At 66.3% G+C, this 19470-nt stretch carries 16 protein-coding genes; 13 read left to right on the forward strand and 3 right to left on the reverse strand.

Annotated elements, in window-relative coordinates; genetic code table 11:
• Positions 1 to 11: 11 nt before the first annotated feature.
• Together ACFOOR_RS12175 and flgK are read right to left on the reverse strand one after the other, a co-directional pair.
• A complete protein-coding gene (locus ACFOOR_RS12175; RefSeq protein WP_343165190.1) occupies positions 12 to 926 on the reverse strand; it encodes a flagellin in 915 nt (304 codons plus the stop codon).
• An 11-nt stretch (positions 927 to 937) separates the two neighbouring features.
• Positions 938 to 3076: a flagellar hook-associated protein FlgK gene (gene flgK / locus ACFOOR_RS12180; protein WP_343165191.1), complete on the reverse strand. Its 2139-nt coding sequence runs from the start codon at positions 3074 to 3076 to the stop codon at positions 938 to 940.
• Between the two features lie 432 nt (positions 3077 to 3508).
• On the opposite strand from flgK, the gene ACFOOR_RS12185 reads away from it, so the two are divergent.
• The 13 genes from ACFOOR_RS12185 (at position 3509) to ACFOOR_RS12245 (ending at position 17490) form a co-directional block, all read left to right on the forward strand.
• Positions 3509 to 5254, forward strand: a complete 1746-nt coding sequence (locus tag ACFOOR_RS12185) for a flagellar hook-length control protein FliK (protein ID WP_343165192.1) — start codon at positions 3509 to 3511, stop codon at positions 5252 to 5254.
• Positions 5255 to 5264: 10 nt separating this feature from the next.
• Positions 5265 to 5930: a flagellar hook assembly protein FlgD gene (locus ACFOOR_RS12190; protein ID WP_343165193.1), complete on the forward strand. Its 666-nt coding sequence runs from the start codon at positions 5265 to 5267 to the stop codon at positions 5928 to 5930.
• A 109-nt stretch (positions 5931 to 6039) separates the two neighbouring features.
• Positions 6040 to 7428, forward strand: a complete 1389-nt coding sequence (locus ACFOOR_RS12195; protein WP_343165194.1) for a flagellar hook protein FlgE — start codon at positions 6040 to 6042, stop codon at positions 7426 to 7428.
• A gap of 186 nt (positions 7429 to 7614) precedes the next feature.
• Entirely contained in the window at positions 7615 to 7884 is a 270-nt protein-coding gene (gene sciP, locus ACFOOR_RS12200; RefSeq protein WP_039712063.1) for a CtrA inhibitor SciP, read from the forward strand.
• A 204-nt stretch (positions 7885 to 8088) separates the two neighbouring features.
• Entirely contained in the window at positions 8089 to 9738 is a 1650-nt protein-coding gene (gene fliF / locus ACFOOR_RS12205; RefSeq protein ID WP_343165195.1) for a flagellar basal-body MS-ring/collar protein FliF, read from the forward strand.
• A gap of 2 nt (positions 9739 to 9740) precedes the next feature.
• On the forward strand, positions 9741 to 10769 hold the full coding sequence (fliG, locus tag ACFOOR_RS12210) for a flagellar motor switch protein FliG (RefSeq protein ID WP_343165196.1): 1029 nt from the start codon (positions 9741 to 9743) through the stop codon (positions 10767 to 10769).
• A gap of 13 nt (positions 10770 to 10782) precedes the next feature.
• Entirely contained in the window at positions 10783 to 11448 is a 666-nt protein-coding gene (locus ACFOOR_RS12215; protein WP_343165197.1) for a hypothetical protein, read from the forward strand.
• Between the two features lie 10 nt (positions 11449 to 11458).
• Positions 11459 to 11833: a flagellar motor switch protein FliN gene (gene fliN / locus ACFOOR_RS12220; RefSeq protein WP_343165198.1), complete on the forward strand. Its 375-nt coding sequence runs from the start codon at positions 11459 to 11461 to the stop codon at positions 11831 to 11833.
• A 38-nt stretch (positions 11834 to 11871) separates the two neighbouring features.
• Positions 11872 to 13239, forward strand: a complete 1368-nt coding sequence (flbD, locus tag ACFOOR_RS12225; protein ID WP_343165199.1) for a sigma-54-dependent transcriptional regulator FlbD — start codon at positions 11872 to 11874, stop codon at positions 13237 to 13239.
• A gap of 71 nt (positions 13240 to 13310) precedes the next feature.
• Entirely contained in the window at positions 13311 to 15359 is a 2049-nt protein-coding gene (gene flhA / locus ACFOOR_RS12230; RefSeq protein ID WP_380214676.1) for a flagellar biosynthesis protein FlhA, read from the forward strand.
• 12 nt (positions 15360 to 15371) lie between these two features.
• Positions 15372 to 16358 (forward strand): flagellar biosynthesis protein FlhF, encoded by a 987-nt coding sequence (locus ACFOOR_RS12235; protein ID WP_343165201.1) that lies wholly within the window; start codon positions 15372 to 15374, stop codon positions 16356 to 16358.
• Positions 16358 to 17161 (forward strand): AAA family ATPase, encoded by an 804-nt coding sequence (locus ACFOOR_RS12240; RefSeq protein WP_343165202.1) that lies wholly within the window; start codon positions 16358 to 16360, stop codon positions 17159 to 17161. Before ACFOOR_RS12235 ends, ACFOOR_RS12240 begins: the two co-directional genes overlap by 1 nt.
• Before the next feature lie 11 nt (positions 17162 to 17172).
• Positions 17173 to 17490: a hypothetical protein gene (locus ACFOOR_RS12245; protein WP_343165203.1), complete on the forward strand. Its 318-nt coding sequence runs from the start codon at positions 17173 to 17175 to the stop codon at positions 17488 to 17490.
• An 816-nt stretch (positions 17491 to 18306) separates the two neighbouring features.
• Here the strand turns inward: ACFOOR_RS12245 and ACFOOR_RS12250 are convergent.
• Complete coding sequence (locus ACFOOR_RS12250; protein ID WP_343165204.1) at positions 18307 to 19347, reverse strand: DUF6607 family protein; 1041 nt, start codon at positions 19345 to 19347, stop codon at positions 18307 to 18309.
• Between the last annotated feature and the right edge of the window lie 123 nt (positions 19348 to 19470).

Raw genomic sequence — 19470 nt, forward strand, 5'->3', positions numbered from 1 at the left:
GAAAAACAACGCTACCTCAGGAACGGCAGAAGCGAGACCTGGCTGAGCGTGGCGAAGGTGCGGGCCGAGACATCGACGGCGGTCTGGGCCTGCTGGAAGCGCGTGGCCGCTTCGGCCATGTCGACATCCTCGATCGAGCCGATCAGGCGGTCGAGATAGTCGGCCTTGTTCTGCTGGCTGGTGACCAGGCCCTCGACGCGGTTCTGCATCGCGCCATTCTCGCCGACATGGTCGTTGATGCGATCATAGGCGGCGAGAATATTCTGCATCTCGGCCTGAATGAAGGCCTGCTGGTTCTGGGTCAGCGGCCCGTCGAAGGGGCCGTCGGCGCCGGCGTTGAATTCGGCGATCCGCTTGAACGACGCCATCAGATCAGTACCGACATCGCTGGCGAGAATGCCCGTTTCCATGGTGAGATTGTCGTCGAGCTTGACCGTGTTCTTGCGCGCCGAGTTCTGGAACACGTCCCCCGCGGCCGGGGCGGCGATCAGGTCGGACAGCGAATTGGCGGTGATCGGGTCGGCATCGGCGCGCGTGCCGCCGAAGATGTAGGCCCCGGCATATTGCGTCGACAGGGCGTTGCGCGCGCTGTCGAAGGCCTCGCGCACCTGGTCCATGATGTAGGTGCCGTCGGTCGTGGTCATGGCGAGGCGCAACTCGGTCGCCGATTCCGCGAGCAAGCCGAGCGCCGCGTCGGTGACTTCCAGCCGGTTGGCGGTGCGCTTGGCGGCTTCTTCATAGGCGCCGGCACGAAGCTGGGCGCCATAGGCGGCCGACAGCGTTTCGGCCCGGTGGCCGACGCCGCGCAGATTGTCGCCGACCTTGCCGGTCGCGATCTGCTGCTGCGCCTCATAGACCGAGCGCTGGGCGCGCATCAGGTCGGCGAGCGCGGACTGGGCGGCGGCGGAGGTGGCGATGCGGGTCATGGCCTAACTCCTCAAACGAGCGACAGCAGTGTGTCGGTCAGTTCCTTCGCGGCCTGAAGCAGGCGCGCGGATGCGTTGTAGGACTGCTGGTAGAGCGTCATGTTGGCGAGTTCCTCGTCGAGGCTGACGCCTTCGACATTGGCGCGCTTCTCCGCGGCGACCTGTTTCAGCGATTCCGCGCCCTGCGCCGAGCGTTCCGCCCGGGCCGAGCGCGCGCCGATATCCCCGGCGAGCCGTGCGGCGTAGGATTCGAGCGTCGATGTGCCGGCGGAGAAGCCGCCCGCCGCGCGGAAGGTGCGGGTCGAGGTCAGCGCCTGCTGCAGCGCTGCGCCGCCGCGCCCGTCGCCATTGGTCAGGACAAGATCGCCTGCCGTGCTGGCCCCGGTGATGTCGAGCTCGGCGAGGGCCAGCCGCGAGGAGTCGTTGCGGATCGCGTCGCGCACATTGGCCAGTTCGGCGCGGTTGGCCTTGGCCGCGAGGCCGACGCCGAACATCTGCGAGAAGCTGAGCCCCGTTCCGCCGCGCGAGGTGGAATCCGAAGTCAGCTCGACGTCGAAATTGGCGTAGCCGGAGACCGGGGTTTCGACGAGCCGGCCATTCCCGTCGAGCGAGAATGTCGCATAGCGGCCGAGTCCGGTGACCGGGTCGTTCAGCGAGGTCATGAGGTCGCTGAAGCTGGTGCCGCCAACCGTGATGGTGACGTTCTGTGCGGTCCGGCCATCGGGCGCCATGACCTTGAAAGACAGGGTCTGGCCGGCGGTGAAGCCGTGCGCGTCCGTGGCCGACAGGCCGGTTTCGAAGAATTGCGGCCGTGCGGAATCGACGATGTCATTGAGACCGAAGAAGTGCGCGAAGCCGCGACCGCCGCGGCTGGCCGGCGAGGTTGAATCCTGCAAGGTCGCGATGCCGTCGCCGCCGGTGGCGGAAATCGTCAGCTGGCCATTGGTGAAGCTGGCCGATCCGTTGCCGCCCAGCGCGCTATTGATGTCAGACACGACGTCGCCGATCGTGCCGCCCGAGAAGGCGGTCGCCGCGCCGCCATCAACGGAATAGGTGCCGGCGGTGAAATTGATGTCGATCCGCTTCACGAGCGCGCCGGCCGTGTCGACCACGGCCAGGGTCGTCGCACCGGTGAAGCCGTGCGCGTCACTGGCGAGCAGGCCTGTATTGCGGCCGGTCAGGCTGGCGGGCGGGGGCACGGAGGAGGCATTGTTGTGCGCGGCGTTGAGCGCGTCGGTCGCGCCGGCAACCAGCTCGGCCAGCTCTTCGGCAAGGGCCGGCAGCTCGCTGTCGCGGACATCGAGCAGGCCGCGCAGCTCTCCCGACGCAATGTGGGAGTCGAGCGCCGTGTTCGCGCCGCCAGTCTTCGAGACGATCTCGATCGCGGCGAAACTGGCTTCGTAACCGCCATTGCCTGCGGGCGAGTAGCGCAGCGTCGCGGCCTCGTTGTCGAGCAGCGGGATGCCGTCGCCGGTCCGCACCACGATGCGGCCATCGCCAAGTGGCTGGGTGCGGATGTCGACATAGGTCGACAATTCATCGAGCAGTTCGGCCTGCCGGTTGGCGGCGCCGGTCGTGTCCGAGGTGTTGACGGCGAGCGCCTGAACGTCGCGATTGAGCTTCTGGAGTTCACCGAGGATTTCGTTCATCCGAGACACGGTCGCGGTGATCCGGGTCTCGGTTTCGAGGCGTTGCGACCGCAATTCGCCGGAAAGGCGCTTGGCCTCGTCGAAGAAGGATTGCAGATCGGTCGCTGCCGACAGCCGCGCGACCGTCAGAGCCGGTTCGACCGAAGCGGAGTTGATCGAGTTGAAGGCACGGTGCAGGCGCGAAAAGATCGAGCCCTCGTCATCGAGCCCGCCGACCTGCGACTGGAAGCGGTCGAGCGCCTGCGAGGCGACATCGGCCGCGCCGGCGTCCGCCGAGGCGCGCAGGGCTGCCGCCTGGAGATAGAGATCCGCGACGCGCTGAACGCCCGCGACATCGACGCCCATCGCCTGACCGCCGACATTGCGCGAGGTGAAGGTCGCGATGGTGCGCGCATAGCCCGGCGTGTTGACGTTGGCGACATTGTTCGAGGAGACCTGCAAGCCGATCTGGCTGGCCTGGAGGCCGGACAGGGCATTGCCGATGATCGAGCTCAGCGACATGGGGCGTCCTCTCCGTATTCGTGCGTACGCGTGGAGGAATCTGCCGGGATGCTGGCAGAATTTGCCGGGTCCGGGTGCGGCGGACGGGTGCCGGCGAAATGCCCCCTATCCTTATCAAGCTGTTCTTTTTGAACCACTTTTCCAACCCGCTTGTCTGAGCGCACCCGTGACGGGCGCGCCGTTCCGGGTATGAGTGTCGCAACCGGCGGGCCAGACCGGTGCCAGGTGCCAGACTAGGCAGAATCGCCCATGCGGGCCGGGTCGAATCTGCCGGGGCGGCAAGAATCGCCTTCGCCTCCGGATCGGGTTTCCTGTTGTTTTTCATAATCTTGACCTCTTCATCCCGATGGCATGCCGCTTGCCAGTCATGGTTCGGGACAGGGTGCCTGGCGCCTTGAGACCGGTGGATGACAAGAGGGACGTGACCGCACCATGCATGCGGACGCTTACATTCCGGATTTTCGAGCGACGGTCGGCACGAACGCGTCCGGACCCGATCGCCGTGACGCCAGGACTGGCGCCGGCGATACGGGCTTCGATGCGCTTCTGAACGAACCCGCACGCTCGCGCGAGGCGATCACCGATCCGCGCGACCGGGGCATCGTCCCCGGCGGCCGCGGCGGTCAGCGCCAGCGCCCCGACACGCCCTTCCCTGACCCTTCAGAACCGCCGCGCCCCGTCGATGGCGGCGGCCAGCCGTCCGAGACCGGAGTCCTGTTGCCGGAAACCGGCGGCGGGCTTCCGCCCGAGCAGGTCGTCGCCGGCACACCGCATCCGACCGGCGGAGGAACTCCATTTGGCGACGGCACGGCCGCGCCCTCGACGGGCGGTGGCCTTCCATTCGGTCAATCGGATGGACCGACCCCGGCGACCGGCGGCCCCCTGCCGATGCAGACCGCGACGCCTGCCCCCGCCACGGGCGGACCGCAACCAGCCGAAACCGGTGGCCCGGTTTTCGCCACGGGTGGCGGCACGCCGCAGCAGACCGCGACGCTCGATCCGTCGATGTCCGGTGGCCAGCCGCCCGAAGCCGGTGGCAATGCGCCCCGCACCGGAGGCGGGCTGCCCGCAGAACAGATCACGCCGGGCCCGCAGGCCTCGACCGGCACGCCAGCCGAGACTGCTGATCCGGCCGATGTGAAGCCGACCGCCCAGGCGAAGCAGGCGGGCGATGCCGGCAAGACCGCCGTCCAACCGCAACCGGCGGGACAACCCGCCGGAAATGGTCCTGCCGCCGGACAGACGGGTATGTCTCCGGGTGCGGGCGCAGGCGCGGGTTCGACGAATACCCAAGCGGCGGCCCCGGCGGCTCCGGGTCCGACCGCGGGTACCGCACCGGCAATCACACCGGAGCAGGCTGCCGCCGCAGCCGCAGCGATGCCCCAGGAGTCCGGGCGCCCGCGCGCGATTCTGGAAAAGTCTGCCGCACCGGCCCCGGCCGGCGCAGCGGCGAAATCGGGCGCAAGCGCCGCTTCACCCGATACGCAGGCCGGCAGTCCGGCACCGGCCCAGGCCGCAGTCCGGCCGGATCGGCCCGTCCTGCCCTCACAGGCGAGCGATGTTGCACGCGACGCTTTGGAGCGTTTGCCCGGTCAGGGCGAAGCGCAGCGCGCCGCCGAACCGGCCGCGCTGCCCGAGAGTGACTTCGAGGCGGAGATGACCGTTCAGCGTCAGGCCGCCGACGTCCGGTCGGCTGATGCCACACTCCGGTCGCAGAACGCACAGGGCCCGCGCCTGCCGGCCAACGCCGCGCCGGGGCTCGCCGCGCACATCGTGCGCAATTTCCACCAGGGCCAGCGCCAGTTCGAGATCCGCATGGATCCGCCCGAGCTGGGCCGTGTCGAGGTGAAGCTGCACGTCAATTCGAACGACAACCGGGTGCATGCCGTGCTCAGCGCGGAGCGCCCCGAGACTCTGGCCGACCTGCAGCGCTCGGCGCGTGAACTTGAACGTGCGCTGGCCGAGGCGGGCCTCGACCTGTCCGATAACGGGCTGCAGTTCGAGCTGTCGCAGGGCGGAGACGATACGGACGACCGCTTCGGTACGCCCCGTGACGGGTTTGCGGTCTATTCCGATGCCGCGCCGAACGGCGCCGCTGCCGATCCCGCCGCCGGTCCGATGACGCGGCTTTACGGGTTTGCGCTGTCGGGCGGTTCCGGCATCGATGTGAGAATATGAGGAGCGCGACATGACTGACGCAGCCGCCGTTGGCGCAGCCTTCGGAAATTCGAACGCGAATTCCGCCGTCAGGCTCGCCGAGAATTTCGAGATGTTCCTCACCCTGCTCACCGAGCAGATGAAGAACCAGGATCCGCTCAGCCCGCTGGATTCGACCCAGTTCGTCGACCAGCTGGTCAGCTTTTCCAGCGTCGAGCAGCAGATCGCGTCGAACCAGAATCTGGAATCGCTGCTGGTCATCCAGTCGGCTGCGGCGCAGGGCGCCTCGATCGACTTCCTCGGCCGCATGGCGACGGTGGATTCGCCGCAAACCGCCTTGTCCGGCGGTCAGGCGGAGTGGAACTACACCCTGCCCGACCAGTCGTCGCAGACCGAGCTGGTCGTGCGCGATGCGACGGGCCGTGTCGTTGCCCGTATCGAAGGCGAAACCGATCCCGGCCGCCACACGCTGAGCTGGGACGGCACCGACGGCAGCGGCAACGCGCTCGAAGACGGGCTGTACACGCTGTCGGTCAACGCGCTCGACGCCGAGGGCGAGACCATGACGTCCGGCATCAGTTCGACCGCGCGCGTGACCGGCGTCGACCTGTCAGGTTCAGAAGTCATCATCGAGATGGGACAGCTAAGCGTCCCGCTCTCATCCATTCGTGCCCTCAGGGAGGGTACGGCAGTCTAGCGAAGAACCGGGCCATTCAAGGTCCGGCACGGCACGCGCAGAATCCGCGGGCGGTGGGGTTTCAACAATAGCAGAACGCTCCTTTTCACCGAATGGGGAGCTCAAAGTCATGAGTATCAATTCCGCCCTCTGGGCCGGTGCGTCGGGCCTGCTGGCCAATTCCAGCGCGCTCGCCGCGATTTCCGACAATATCGCGAACGTCAACACGGTCGGCTACAAGCGCGCCGCGACGACGTTCTCGCCGCTCTATGAAAGCCGGGGCGCGGCCTCGCGCTACGCAGCCGGCGGCGTGTCCTCGATCAACCGCCTCGAAATCTCGCGCGGCGGTCTTCTGACACCGGGCAGTTCAGCGACCGATCTCGCCATTTCCGGCGAAGGCTTCTTCGTGGTCCGGAACGCCTCGCAAACGACATCGACGACCGACCCGGTCTATTTCAGCCGCGCCGGCCGTTTCGAAGCCGATGCCAACGGCTTCCTGCGCAATGATGCCGGCCTCTTCCTGTATGGCTGGCCGGTCGACACGGACGGGTCGATCACCCGAAACCCGTCCGATCTCAATTCGCTCGAAGCGATCAATCTGTCGGCGATCGGCGGCGCAGCGGAGCAGACGTCGAATGTCTCGGTGAATGCCAATCTGCAGGCGAGCCAGACGATTTCGGCGGACGAGGCGACCTATACCGCCGGGACATCGGCGACCAACATGGCGTCCGGCGCGGTCACGCCCGACTTCCAGCGTTCGATCCAGATCTATGACAGCCAGGGCGGTGCCCGCACCATCACGCTGTCGCTGCTCAAGAGCGCCACTGCCAACCAGTGGCATGCCGAGCTGCATGTCGAGCCGGCCAGCGACGTAACCACGGGCGCGGGCCTGGTCGACGGCCAGATCGCGACCGGCATCGTCGCCTTCGATGCCAATGGCGATCTCGACCTGACCAACACGACGCTTCCGACAACGCTGGACTTCCTGGCCTCGGCCAATTCCGGGGCGCTGGGCGCGACGCAGTTCCAGTGGGCTTCAGGCGAAGGCATTGCCGCCCAGTCGATCAACCTCTTCCTCGGCTCGGCCACGCAGCCGGGCGGCCTGACACAGTATGACAGCCCGTCCGTCCTGCTCTCCACGCAGGTCGACGGCGCGGTGTTCGGCGACTTCTCGGGCGTCGAGGTCGACAGCGAAGGCGTCGTCTTTGCCAAATTCGACAACGGCATCGTGCGCCGGATCTACCAGATCCCGGTCGCGACCTTCGTCAACCCGAACGGTCTGGCCGCGGAATCGGGCGGCACGTATTCGATCACGCCGGACTCCGGCACCTTCACGCTGAACGCACCGGGCAACGGCGGATCGGGCGGGATCGCGGCGTCGACGCTGGAAAACTCCAATGTCGATCTCGCGACCGAGTTCACTTCGCTGATCACGACGCAGCGGGCCTATTCCGCATCGTCGAAAATCATCACCACGGCCGACGAAATGATGGACGAAGCGATCCGCATGAAGCGGTAATTCCGCTGAACCCGGATTGAGTTGACGGGACCCCCGGCCGCACGGCCGGGGGTCCCTTCATTTTTATCGATAACGTTAAGTACAAATTTACCCCGGATTTCAGGGGTTTGTTAAAAGCCCTGCGCTAGGGTGCCCCCAACAAGAAGAACACAAACGTCAAAAACCAGGGTGTGTGGGGTTCGTATCATGCAAACGCGTCTGCGCCGCGAAAACTTCGTCATTGGACCGGACGGCAGTCCCCTCACGCTGGCGGACCTGCCGGCGCCTTCGACTCAGCGCTGGGTGATCCGCCGCAAGGCCGAGGTTGTCGCCGCGGTGCGGGGCGGGCTGCTTTCCCTCGAAGATGCCTGCGAACGCTATCGCCTCAGCGTCGAGGAATTCCTCGGCTGGCAGCGTGCGATCGACCGCCACGGCCTGGCCGGGCTGCGTACCACCCGGGTCCAGCAATACCGCTAGTTTCCCGTCGCTGACTCTCTATCCCCTGAGACCACAGCGTCCCCGACGGCGGACCGGGCCACCCCCCGGACCGCCGTCTTCATGTGCAATCTCCTGAAATCGATTTCCCGTAATTAAACCCTCGTTTACGCGCGAGGTGGGAAAAATCTGCCCAGTGACCGGTCCAAGGCGGCCGGCGGGGACGATTTTCAGGGCGGATCGCGCGTGAACGGACTTCTGGATCAACTGAGATCACTAGGCCCGGTGCGGCTGATCGCCATTTTCGGATTGGCGGTCGGGCTGGCCATGGCGCTGGTCTTCTTCTCGACGAATCTCGGCGGCGGCAGCCAGTCACTGCTCTATTCCAGCCTGTCGGCGTCCGATGCCGCAGCCGCCAGCGAGCGTCTCGACGAAGCCGGCATCCCCTACGAATTCCGCAATGGCGGCAGTTCGATCTATGTCCCGCGCGACCAGGTCGATGAGGCCCGCGTGCGCGTCGCCAGTGGCGGGGCGCTCGGCTTCGGCTCGGTCGGCTACGAGATTTTCGACAATTCCGACGCGCTGGGCACGACCAGCTTCGTGCAGAATCTGAATGCCAAGCGCGCGCTTGAAGGCGAGCTGGCCCGCACCATCCAGTCCCTCGACTCGATTGCGACCGCCCGCGTGCACCTCGTCCTGCCCGAGCGCCGGCTGTTCGAGCGCGAATCAACGCCGCCGAGCGCGGTGATCACGCTGGAAGCGCGCGGCGAATTAAATGACCGCCAGCTCGCCATCGTCCGGAACATCGTCGCCAGTGCCGTGCCCAATCTCGAACCTGGCCAGGTCACGGTCGCCGATACGACCGGACGCTATTTCGTCGGTCCCAATCCGGGCGACGAGGCCGGGGCCGCCGTGATCGACGACCGCCGCGAGCAGGTCGAGGAACAGTTGCGCCAGCGCATCCTCAACCTCGTCGAAGGGGTTGTCGGTGCGGGCGGGGCGCGGGTTCAGGTTTCGGCCGAACTCGACCGCACCTCGATCACCGAGAGCCGCGAAATCTACGATCCCGAAGGCCAGGTCATCCTGTCGCGTGACCGGACCGAAGAAGAATCGCTCGACACGGAAGGCAATGACGGCGCGGTTTCCGCTTCGGAGAATCTGCCCGACGAAGCCGAAGGCAGTGGCAGCGAGCCCCGTGTCGCCTCGACCCGGACCAATTCGCGTGACGTGGTGAACTACGAGAATTCGCGCACGACCCGGACCGAGGTCCGCGAGGCCGGCGCGATCGAACGCCTCTCTGTCGCGGTCGCCGTCGACGGAGTCTGGGAGACCGGCGAAGACGGCACGGTCACCTACCGCGAGCGCACGCCGGAAGAGATGCAGCGCATCGAGGCGCTGGTGCGCGGCGCGATGGGCTTTACCGAAACCGAGACGCGCCGGGACTCGCTGGAAGTCACCAATGTCCAGTTCGCCCGGGCCGACCCGTCGCTCGGTACGCCGGCGACCGGTGGCTTCTCCTTTTCCAAGGACGACATGATGCGCGCCGCGGAAATCGGCGTGATGTTCATCACTGCGCTGCTCGTCATCTTCCTCGTTGCCCGCCCGCTGGCCAAGGGCGCAGGAGCCGCGCCGCAGCTCGCCATGGCGGGAGCCGGGGCGGTTGGCGGCGATGGCGGCGGCGCCGTCGCCGGTCCGGCGCAGCAGGGCGCAGTCGCCAACCAGGCGGCCGCGCCAGGCGGGAGTTTGCCCGCACCGGAGGAATACGATTCCGGAATCGATATCGCGAAGATCGACGGCCAGGTGAAACGGTCGTCGGTGAAGAAGGTCGCCGGCATCGTCGAGCAGCACCCGGAGGAATCGATGTCGATCCTGCGCACCTGGATGCATGAGACCTGATCATGGCACGCGAACCGAAACGCATGATCGAGGATCCCAACCGCCTCTCCGGCCCGGAGAAGGCGGCGGTCATCCTGCTCGCCCTCGGCGACGAGGAGCACAAGCTCTGGGAGATGATGGACGAGGAGGAGATCCGCGAGGTCTCCTCCGCCATGTCCAATCTCGGCAATGTCTCGTCGAAAGTCGTCGAGAAACTGATCATCGAGTTCGCCGGACAGATGTCGGCCGGCGGTTCGGTGATGGGCTCGTTCGAGGCCACCCAGCGCCTGCTCAACGGCTTCCTGCCCGAGGGCAAGGTCGAAACCATCATGGAGGAGCTGCGCGGACCCGCCGGCCGGACCATGTGGGACAAGCTGGGCAATGTGAACGAGGTCGTGCTCGCCAACTATCTGAAGAATGAATACCCGCAGACCGTCGCCGTGGTGCTGTCGAAGGTGAAAGGCGAGCATGCCGCGCGCGTGCTGGCGGCGCTGCCGGAGGACTTCGCGCTCGAAGTCGTGATGCGGATGCTGCGCATGGAGCCGGTGCAGCGGGAAATCCTCGACAAGATCGAGGAAACGCTCCGAACCGAATTCATGTCGAACCTGGCGCGCACATCCAAGCGCGACAGCCACGAGATGATGGCCGACATCTTCAACAATTTCGACCGCCAGACCGAGAACCGCTTCCTGGCGTCGCTGGAAGAGCGCAATCGCGACTCCGCCGAGAAAATCCGTGCGCTGATGTTCGTCTTCGAAGACCTGTCGAAGCTGGACCCGGGCAGCATCCAGACACTGCTGCGCGCGGTCGACAAGGACCAGCTGGCGCTGGCGCTGAAGGGCGCATCGGATTCGCTGCGCGACCTGTTCTTCTCGAACATGTCGGAACGCGCGGCGAAGATCATGAAGGACGACATGGCTGCGATGGGCCCGGTGCGCCTGCGCGATGTCGACCAGGCCCAGCAGGCCATGGTCGCGGCGGCGAAGGACCTTGCCGCCAAGGGCGAGATCATGATCGCCGATGCCGGCGGCGACGACGAACTCATCTACTAGGACAGGACCGGACATGACGCAGAAATTCGCTTTCACGACAGTGTTCTCCGCCAGCGGAGAAGTGCTGCGCGATGGCGACCGCGTGCGCCGCATCCTGACCGAGGAAGAAGTCGCGGACGCCACAAGAATTGCGTTTTCCGAAGGCGAAGCGAGCCAGGTCGCCCGCGCCGCCCAGACCGAGGCGGACGCGATGCGGGCGATCGCCTCGCAGATGCAGCTGATCCTGACCCGCCTGCACGGCGAGAGCGAAACGCTGCGCGCAGAGGCCGCGAAACTGGCCATAGCCGCCGCTGGCACGATCGCCGGTGCCGCGCTCGACCGCTTTGCCGCAGAGACCGTCTCGGCGCTTGTCGCCGATGCCATGACCGATCTGCGTGGTGAGCCGCGGCTCTCGGTTCATTGCGCGCCCGAACTTGAAACTCCGTTGACGGAGAAATTGGCGTCGATCGCGGACCGGACCGGTTTCGAAGGCGGCGTGACGGTACGCGGCGAAGCCGGGTTGAGCGGCGCGGATTGCCGCCTGGAATGGCGTCGCGGAAGCGTTTCACGGTCTCGCGAGGAGATCGCGGAGCGGCTCGACGCACTGGTCGCGAAATGGCTCGAACGCGGGCCTGAGGAATCCACCGCTGCGGACGACGCTGCGTCGACCGGCGGCGAAGCAGACACGCACGCTGCGTGAGGAGAGACAAATGGCCGACGACAAAGATCTCGATCTGCCGGAATTCAGTGGCGACGCGGCCGACCGGAACGCGCCCGTACCGGCGCATCATTCATCGGGTCATGCCGAAACCCTTGCCGACGAAAACGAGAAGACCGCGGTCGACCTCGAACCGGTGTTCGACGTTCCGGTCAATGTCTCGGCGGTCCTCGGCAAGGTTCAACTCGATGTTCATTCGCTTCTCAAGCTCAAGGCCGGTTCGGTCGTCGAGCTCGACCGCAAGGTGGGTGAGGCGATCGACATCTACGTCAACAACCGTCTGGTCGCGCGCGGCGAAGTCGTCGTCGTCGATGAACGCCTCGGCGTGACCATGACGGAAATCATCAAGGACGGAGACAGCAATTGATGACTGTTTCCATCCGTACCCAGAAGGAGGGTTGAGCCATGCGAGTGCTCATCGTCGGAAGCCTCGGCGGACAACTCCATACGGCCACCAAGATCGCCATCGACCGCGGCGCGCGCGTCGCGCAGGTCGACACGGTCGCCCAGGCCACGGCGCATTTGCGCGCCGGACGCGGGGCGGACCTTCTGATGGTCGATGCCTCGCTCGACATCCAGGCGCTGATCGCCGCCAACGCGGCGGAACGGATCACGGTCCCGGTTGTTGCCTGCGGTGTGAATATCAGGCCGGAAGCGGCGGCCGCCGCGATCCGGGCCGGCGCGAAGGAATTCATTCCGCTGCCGCCCGATGCCGAGCTGATCGCAGCCGTGCTCGAAGCCGTCGCCGACGACGAACGGCCGATGATTGCGCGTGATCCGGCGATGAAGCAGGTGATCGAACTCGCCGACCGCATCGCGGCCTCCGACGCCTCCGTCCTGATCACCGGGGAAAGCGGCTCGGGCAAGGAAGTCATGGCGCGCTATGTCCATTCCCGGTCGAAGCGCGCGTCGAAACCCTTCGTGTCGGTCAACTGCGCGGCGATCCCGGAAAACCTGCTCGAGTCCGAACTCTTCGGTCACGAGAAGGGCGCCTTCACGGGTGCCGTGGCGCGCCGGGTCGGCAAGTTCGAGGAAGCCGATGGCGGCACGCTGCTGCTCGACGAAATCTCGGAAATGGACGCGCGGCTCCAGGCCAAGCTGCTGCGCGCCCTGCAGGAACGCGAAATCGACCGGGTCGGCGGCGCGCAGCCGGTGAAGGTCAATATCCGCGTTCTGGCCACGTCGAACCGCGATCTGAACAAGGCCGTCGCCGACGGCACGTTCCGCGAGGATTTGCTGTTCCGCCTCAATGTCGTGAACCTGGCGCTGCCGCCGCTGCGCGACCGCCCGGCCGACATTCTGGCGATGGCGGAGCATTTCGCGAAAAAATATGCGACGGCCAACGGGATCGGCGACCGGCCGATTTCCGACGCCGCTCGCGGCGCGCTGACCGCCCGGCCCTGGCCGGGCAATGTCCGCGAACTGGAGAATACGATGCACCGCGCCGTGCTGCTCGCTTCGGGCACGGAAATCGGACCGGAAGCCATCCGCATGCCGGATGGTTCGCTGTTCTCGGGCGGTCCCGCCGGCAGCGTCGCCAATCGCGCGGCACAGGCCGCCGACGAGGTGCAGAGGACCATGGTCGGGCGCACGGTCGCGGACGTGGAACAGGATCTGATCCTCGAAACGCTCGATCATTGCCTCGGCAACCGGACCCATGCCGCAAACATTCTCGGGATTTCAATCCGTACCCTGAGGAACAAGTTGAAGCTCTATATGGAGCAGGGCATCACCGTGCCCGCTCCGGGCGACACGCGCGCCGGCGCGGCGTGACGGGCTGAATGGCCGATACGACCACCTCCAGCCCGGTTTCGGGCCAGGGTTTCGACCTGCGCGCCTTCGTGATGAAGGGGATGCGCGGGGATGTCGCGCTTGCGATCGGTATCATGGGCATTCTCGTGATGCTCATCCTGCCGATGCCGCGCATGCTGCTCGACATGGCGCTGGCGATCTCGATCTCGCTGTCCGTCCTTGTGCTGATGACCGCGCTGTTCATCAAGAAGCCGCTGGAGTTCAGCGCCTTCCCGGCAGTTCTCCTGATCACGACCCTGCTGCGTCTGGGACTGAACATCGCCTCGACGCGCCTGATCCTGTCGAATGGTGCGGAGGGCACGAACGCCGCGGGCGACATCATCGAAGCCTTCGGGGCCTTCGTGATGCAAGGCAATGTCGTCATCGGCATCATTGTCTTCATCATCCTCGTCATCGTGAACTTCGTCGTCATCACCAAGGGTTCGGGACGGATCGCGGAAGTCGCCGCTCGCTTCACCCTCGACGCGATGCCGGGCAAGCAGATGGCGATCGACGCCGACCTGTCGGCCGGGCTGATCACCGAGGACGAGGCACGCGAGCGGCGCAAGTCGCTGGAAGGCGAGTCCAACTTCTTCGGCGCGATGGACGGTGCCTCGAAATTCGTCCGCGGCGATGCGGTGGCCGGCATCCTGATCACCGCGATCAATCTGATCGCCGGCATGATCGTCGGCATCGTCCAGTCGGGCATGACCTTCGCCGACGCTGCCAGCACCTATTCCACGCTGACGATCGGTGACGGCCTGGTGTCACAGATCCCGGCGCTGATCGTGTCGGTCGCCGCCGGCCTGCTGGTCTCGAAGGCCGGGGTCGAGGGTGAAGCCGACAAGGCGCTCGCCAAACAGCTTGGCGCCAATCCGCAGGTGCTGGGCATGGTCGCGGGCTGCGCCCTGATCATCGGCCTGCTACCGGGCATGCCGCTCATCCCGTTCGCCTTCATGGCCGCCGGGGCCGGCGGACTGGCCTGGACGGCCGTGCGTACACAGAAGGAAACCGCCAAGCGGGCCGAGGTGGCAGCCGAGCGCGAGGCGATGAAGACCGAGCCGGACGAAGCGCCGATCGGCGAGACGCTGGCGATCGACGAGCTGAAGATCGAACTGGGCTATGCGCTGCTGCCGCTGATCAACGACGTCGAGGGCCGCCGCCTGACCGACCAGATTCGCGCCCTGCGCCGGACGCTGGCGCAGGATACCGGCTTCGTCATGCCGTCGGTGCGGATCGTCGACAACATGCGCCTGGGGTCGAACGAATACGTGCTGCGCGTGAAGGAGATGGAGGCCGGGCGCGGCGAGGTGCGCCTGAAGCAGCTGCTGGTCATGGATCCGCAGGGCATGCAGATCGACCTGCCTGGCGATCACGTGAAGGAACCGGCCTTCGGCCTGCCGGCAACCTGGATCGACGAGAACCTTCGCGAGGAGGCCGCCTTCCGCGGCTATACGGTCGTGGACCCCGCCGCCGTTCTGGTCACGCACATGACCGAAGCGCTGCGCGACCACATGCCGGACCTGCTGTCCTATGCCGAAGTCGAGAAGCTGATCGAGGGCCTGGGCAAGGAACACCGCAAGCTGGTCGACGACATCACGCCGTCGCAGGTGTCCCGTGCCGGCATCCAGCGCATCCTTCAGAACCTCCTGAAGGAGCGCATCTCGATCCGCGACCTGCCGGCCATCCTCGAAGGCATCGCCGAGGCGAGCTCCTACACGCAGAATCTCGATGCGATCACCGAACATGTCCGGGGCCGCCTGGCGCGCCAGATCTGCCATGCCAATCGCGGGCCGGACGGTCTTCTCCCGGTGCTGGCGCTGTCGCCGCAATGGGAACAGGCCTTCGCCGAGGCGATGGTCGGCGACGGCGACCGCCGCCAGCTCGCCCTTGCCCCGTCGAAACTGCATGAATTCGTCGGTTCGGTGCGCGACTCCTTCGAGCGGGCCGCCGAGCAGGGACAGACGCCGGCACTGCTGACCAGCCCGACGGCGCGGCCCTATGTGCGTTCGCTGGTCGAGCGCTTCCGCCCGCAGACCGTGGTGATGAGCCAGAACGAAATCCACCCGACGGCGCGGCTGAAGACGATGGGGCATGTGTAAAAGATGCGGCTGATGACCTTCTCCGGACCGTCGCTGACCGAGGTGATGGCACAGGTGCGCCGGGATCTCGGCCCCGATGCCGTGATCATCTCCACCGGCAACCGGCCGGGCGGCGGGATCGAGGTCCGCGCCGCCGCCGAGGGTCCGCGCTTCGGCGAGGTCAGGGACGCGCCGCGCCTGCGCGCCAGCCGGGAGAGCGAGACCCAGCGCCGGGCCCGCCCCTCGCCCGAGGACGACAATCACCTCGCCGAAATCCTCTCTTTCCACGGCGTGCCGCAGCGCGCCGCCGATGCGCTGGCCAAGGCCGCGCGCCAGTTCGAGGACCGCGGTGATACCGCCGCCCTCGCCGCCGCGCTGGAGGCCCGCTATCGTTTTCGCCCCTGTCCGCCGGTGTCCGAGCGGCCGCTTCTGATCGCCGGGGCACCAGGATCAGGCAAGACGTCGGTTCTGGCCAAGCTGGCCGCGCGCGCGGTCGCCGAAGGGGCGCAACCTCTCCTCGTCTCCGCCGATCCGGAACGCGCCGGGGCCGAAGCCCGTCTGCGTGAACTCGCCGGCAAGCTGCGGCTCGAATTCGCGTCCTGCGACGATCCGCGCGAACTGGCACAGCTCGCCGACCGCGCCGATGCCCCCCTGCTGATTGATGCGCCGGCGTCCAACCCGTTCGATGTCGACGATCTCGACATGCTGCACGCCTTCGCCGCGCCATCCGATGCCGAGATCATCGCCGTGATCGAGGCCGGACAATCGGCCGAGGATGCCGGGGACGCCGCCGCCATGTTCGCCGCCATCGGCGCGAACCGGGTGATCCTGACCAAGCTCGATTGCGCGCGGCGGCTCGGCGCCGTGGTGGCGGCGGGCGAAGCGGGGCTCGCCTACGGCCAGATTTCCGCCAGCCCCTATATCGGGTCCGGCCTCGCACCGGCGACGCCGTTACGGCTGGCGCGCACCCTGCTCGATGAACGTGATCTGCCAGATGGCGGGAATGAGGGAGAGGAATGATGAAGGCTCCGGTCAGGACTTCCTCGACAGGACCGGCGGGGCGGATGCTCGCCATCGCGTCCGGAAAGGGCGGGGTCGGCAAGACCGCGCTCGCCTCCGCGCTCGCCGGGGCCTTCTCGCTCAAGGGCGAACAGACGCTGCTGATCGACGGCGATCTCGGCATGGCCAATATCGACGTTCAGCTGGGCCTGCAGCCCGATGCCGACCTGGCCGCGGTGCTGGCCGGGGAAGTGCTGCTGGAAGACGCCGTGCAACGCGTAATGGGCGGGGCGATCCGCGCCGGCGGGTTCGACGTGATCTCGGGCCGGTCGGGTTCGGGCGCGCTCGCCGATCTCAAGACCGAAGCGGTGGGACGGCTGGCAGCCGGCATCTCCGCGCTGTCGCTCTATTACGACCGGGCGATCCTCGACCTCGCTGCCGGGGCGGACCATTCCACGCTGCGCCTCGCCATGTCTGCGGACGATGTGATCATCGTGATCAATGACGAGCCGACCTCGCTGACCGACGCCTATGCCTTCGTGAAGACGCTGCGACGCCGCGATGACAGCGCCGCGCCGCTGGTCGTGGTGAACAATGCCCCGTCGAAGGAGGCGGCGCTGTCGGCCTATGGCGCCTTCCGCAAGACCTGCGAAAGCTTCCTCGGCTTCACGCCGCAACTGGCCGGCACGATCGCGCATGACATGGCGATCCCGGATGCGATCCGGGCGCAAATGCCCCTGCCCCAGCGCCACCCCAATTGCGAAGCCTTCCGCGACGTCGAAAAGCTCGCCGGACATCTCGCACAGGGCCGCGAAGCGGCCTAAACTGGTTCGTCATGGACAGGATTTTCGAACGGTTATCCGACGGCTTCACCGGCTTCGACTGGTGGCTGATCCTGTTGTGGGGGATCGTGACGGCGCTGATCATGCGGCGCTCGGGCCAGCTCGTCGGGGCGGTCACCTTCGCGTTCGTGATGGATACGATCTCGCCCTTCTTCTGGAGATGGGCGACCGGCAGCCCGCCGGACTTCGCCTTCGACCTGATGCTGGCGCGGCTCGACGATCGCGGCGGCCTCGTCGTGCTGGCGCGCATCGCGATCTATTTCGCGGTCATCTACGGGCTGTTCTTCCTGAAGAAGCGAAACTGGCGGTGATCGCCGCGGCGCTTGTTGCGATGGCGGTGCAGGCGGGAAGCCTGCCCGACGGATGCAACCTTGCTGGATGGTCTTTCTGCGTCGAATTGCCTGACGGCGGGACGGCTGAACTGATCGCCATTCGCGAAGATTTTGTCGTCTACCGTTTCGAGCTTCCCGACGGCTCCTCGATGGGAATGTATGTAGGCTGGGCACCGGACGTGCCGCGTTCGCCCGGTCGCGATTGGGCATGGCGCAGGCAAGGCGTCGACAATGTGCGATGGCTGCGGGGCGACGCAGGCCGCATCGACCACGTTATCGAACGCCCGCACGGGTCGATACCAGCCAGCCTACATTTCTGGACGTTACCCTCGCCTGAAGGCGCAATTTCCAACGCTCGTGCTCTTGCCGCCAGCGTCCGAACGTGCGGACCGGACCTTTGCCAAGACCCGGGCAGACCAGAGCCTGATCTCCAACTGCCTCAACGTCCCGCTGAATAGCGAAATAACCTTCTAGCCCGGCCTTGTGCCGGGACCTACCGTGGGTGAGTTGTCCGCACTGAAGGTAGGCCCCGGAATAAATCCGGGGCGGAGGTTTTCTTTTCATATTTTCTCGTCACTCCCGTGAAGACGGGAGTCCAGATTTGCGGTCGTCCTGGATTCCCGCGTGCGCGGGAATGACTATTTGGGTCTTTCCCTTCTCCCCTTTTTGAAGGGGAGAAGGTGCCCGAAGGGCGGATGAGGGGTTCTGCTCTGACATCGCGAGCGAGGCGCACGCCCCCTCACCCCTGACCCCTCTCCCCCAAATGGGGGCGAGGGGAATAGGCGCGAGCCAACCCTACTCTGCCGCGGCCATTTCGATGAAATTGGTGCTCACCGGCTCGCCATTGATGGCGACCTGCGAAGCCAGCAGGTCTTCGGCCTCTGCCCAAGCCTCCTCCGTATCGGCGGCGCCGAACGCGATGCGCATCGAGGCCGACAGCATCGGGCCGTAGAGCAGCGTGCCTTCGGCATCGTCGGCGACGTGGAAGGTGTCGGCCGTCGCTTCGAGTGTGTCCCAGAAGGCCCGGACATTCGTCCAGTAGTCCGCCGTCGCGGCCCAGTATTCGTCGGCCGCGTCGTCGCGCGGCAGGTCGGTGCGGACATAGGTGTTCACGCCGACTTCGCGCACGAGCGGGTGTTCGCCCGCCGCGTCGATCACGATCTTGGTGTTGTCCTGTTCGTGGACCCAGCCCCAGGGCGTGATGACGTGGCGATTCACCGCCTGGATGGCGTGATAGTCGCTGCGCGTGGTGTCGTCGCGGCGCGGGAGGGGGCGGTTCGAGACGTCCGGTTCCCAGGTCGAAATGCCGTCATCGTCATGGGTCCAGCGGGCGACGGCGGCATAACGCGGGCTGTCATCGACCTGATAGACGCTTTGCGACCAGGCTCCGGCGGCTTCCGCCTCCGTCAGGTCGATCATGTGCCAGTCGTCATGGCCGTCATAGTCCATGATGCGGGCGGGTTCGTACTCCCAGTCCTGGCGCCAGTGCTTGATCACCATCGGGTTGTCTTCGTCATCGCCGACGAGGAGGAAGTGCTGCAGCGAGATGAAATCGCCGCGATCCTCGATCACGCGGACGACTTCCCAGGCACCGGTCCGCTTCGGCTCGGCGAGCTCATAGCCCTCGCGCAGCGGCACGGTCTCCCGGAAATCGAAGGTCACGTCGTATTCGCCGGCCATGGCGAGGATGGCGTCACGGTCGCGCTCGAACTCGGCCTGCGATTGGACCGGCAACGCATTCACCGTGCCGCTGCCCGCGCCGCCCGAGACATAACCCTGCCCGGTCGCACACCCCGCCAGCAACACCACCGACGCCGAAATCAGAAACACCCGCATGTGTCGGCCCTCCATCAGCCCATTCGTCCAGATGCCGGATCGCCTAGCACGACCCGAACTGCATTTTAATAACGATTCTCACTTGCAGTCGCAAATTGCAAGAGGCTATGGGTAGCCAAACGC

The organism is Hyphobacterium vulgare, assembly GCF_042643335.1.
GTDB lineage: Bacteria > Pseudomonadota > Alphaproteobacteria > Caulobacterales > Maricaulaceae > Hyphobacterium > Hyphobacterium vulgare.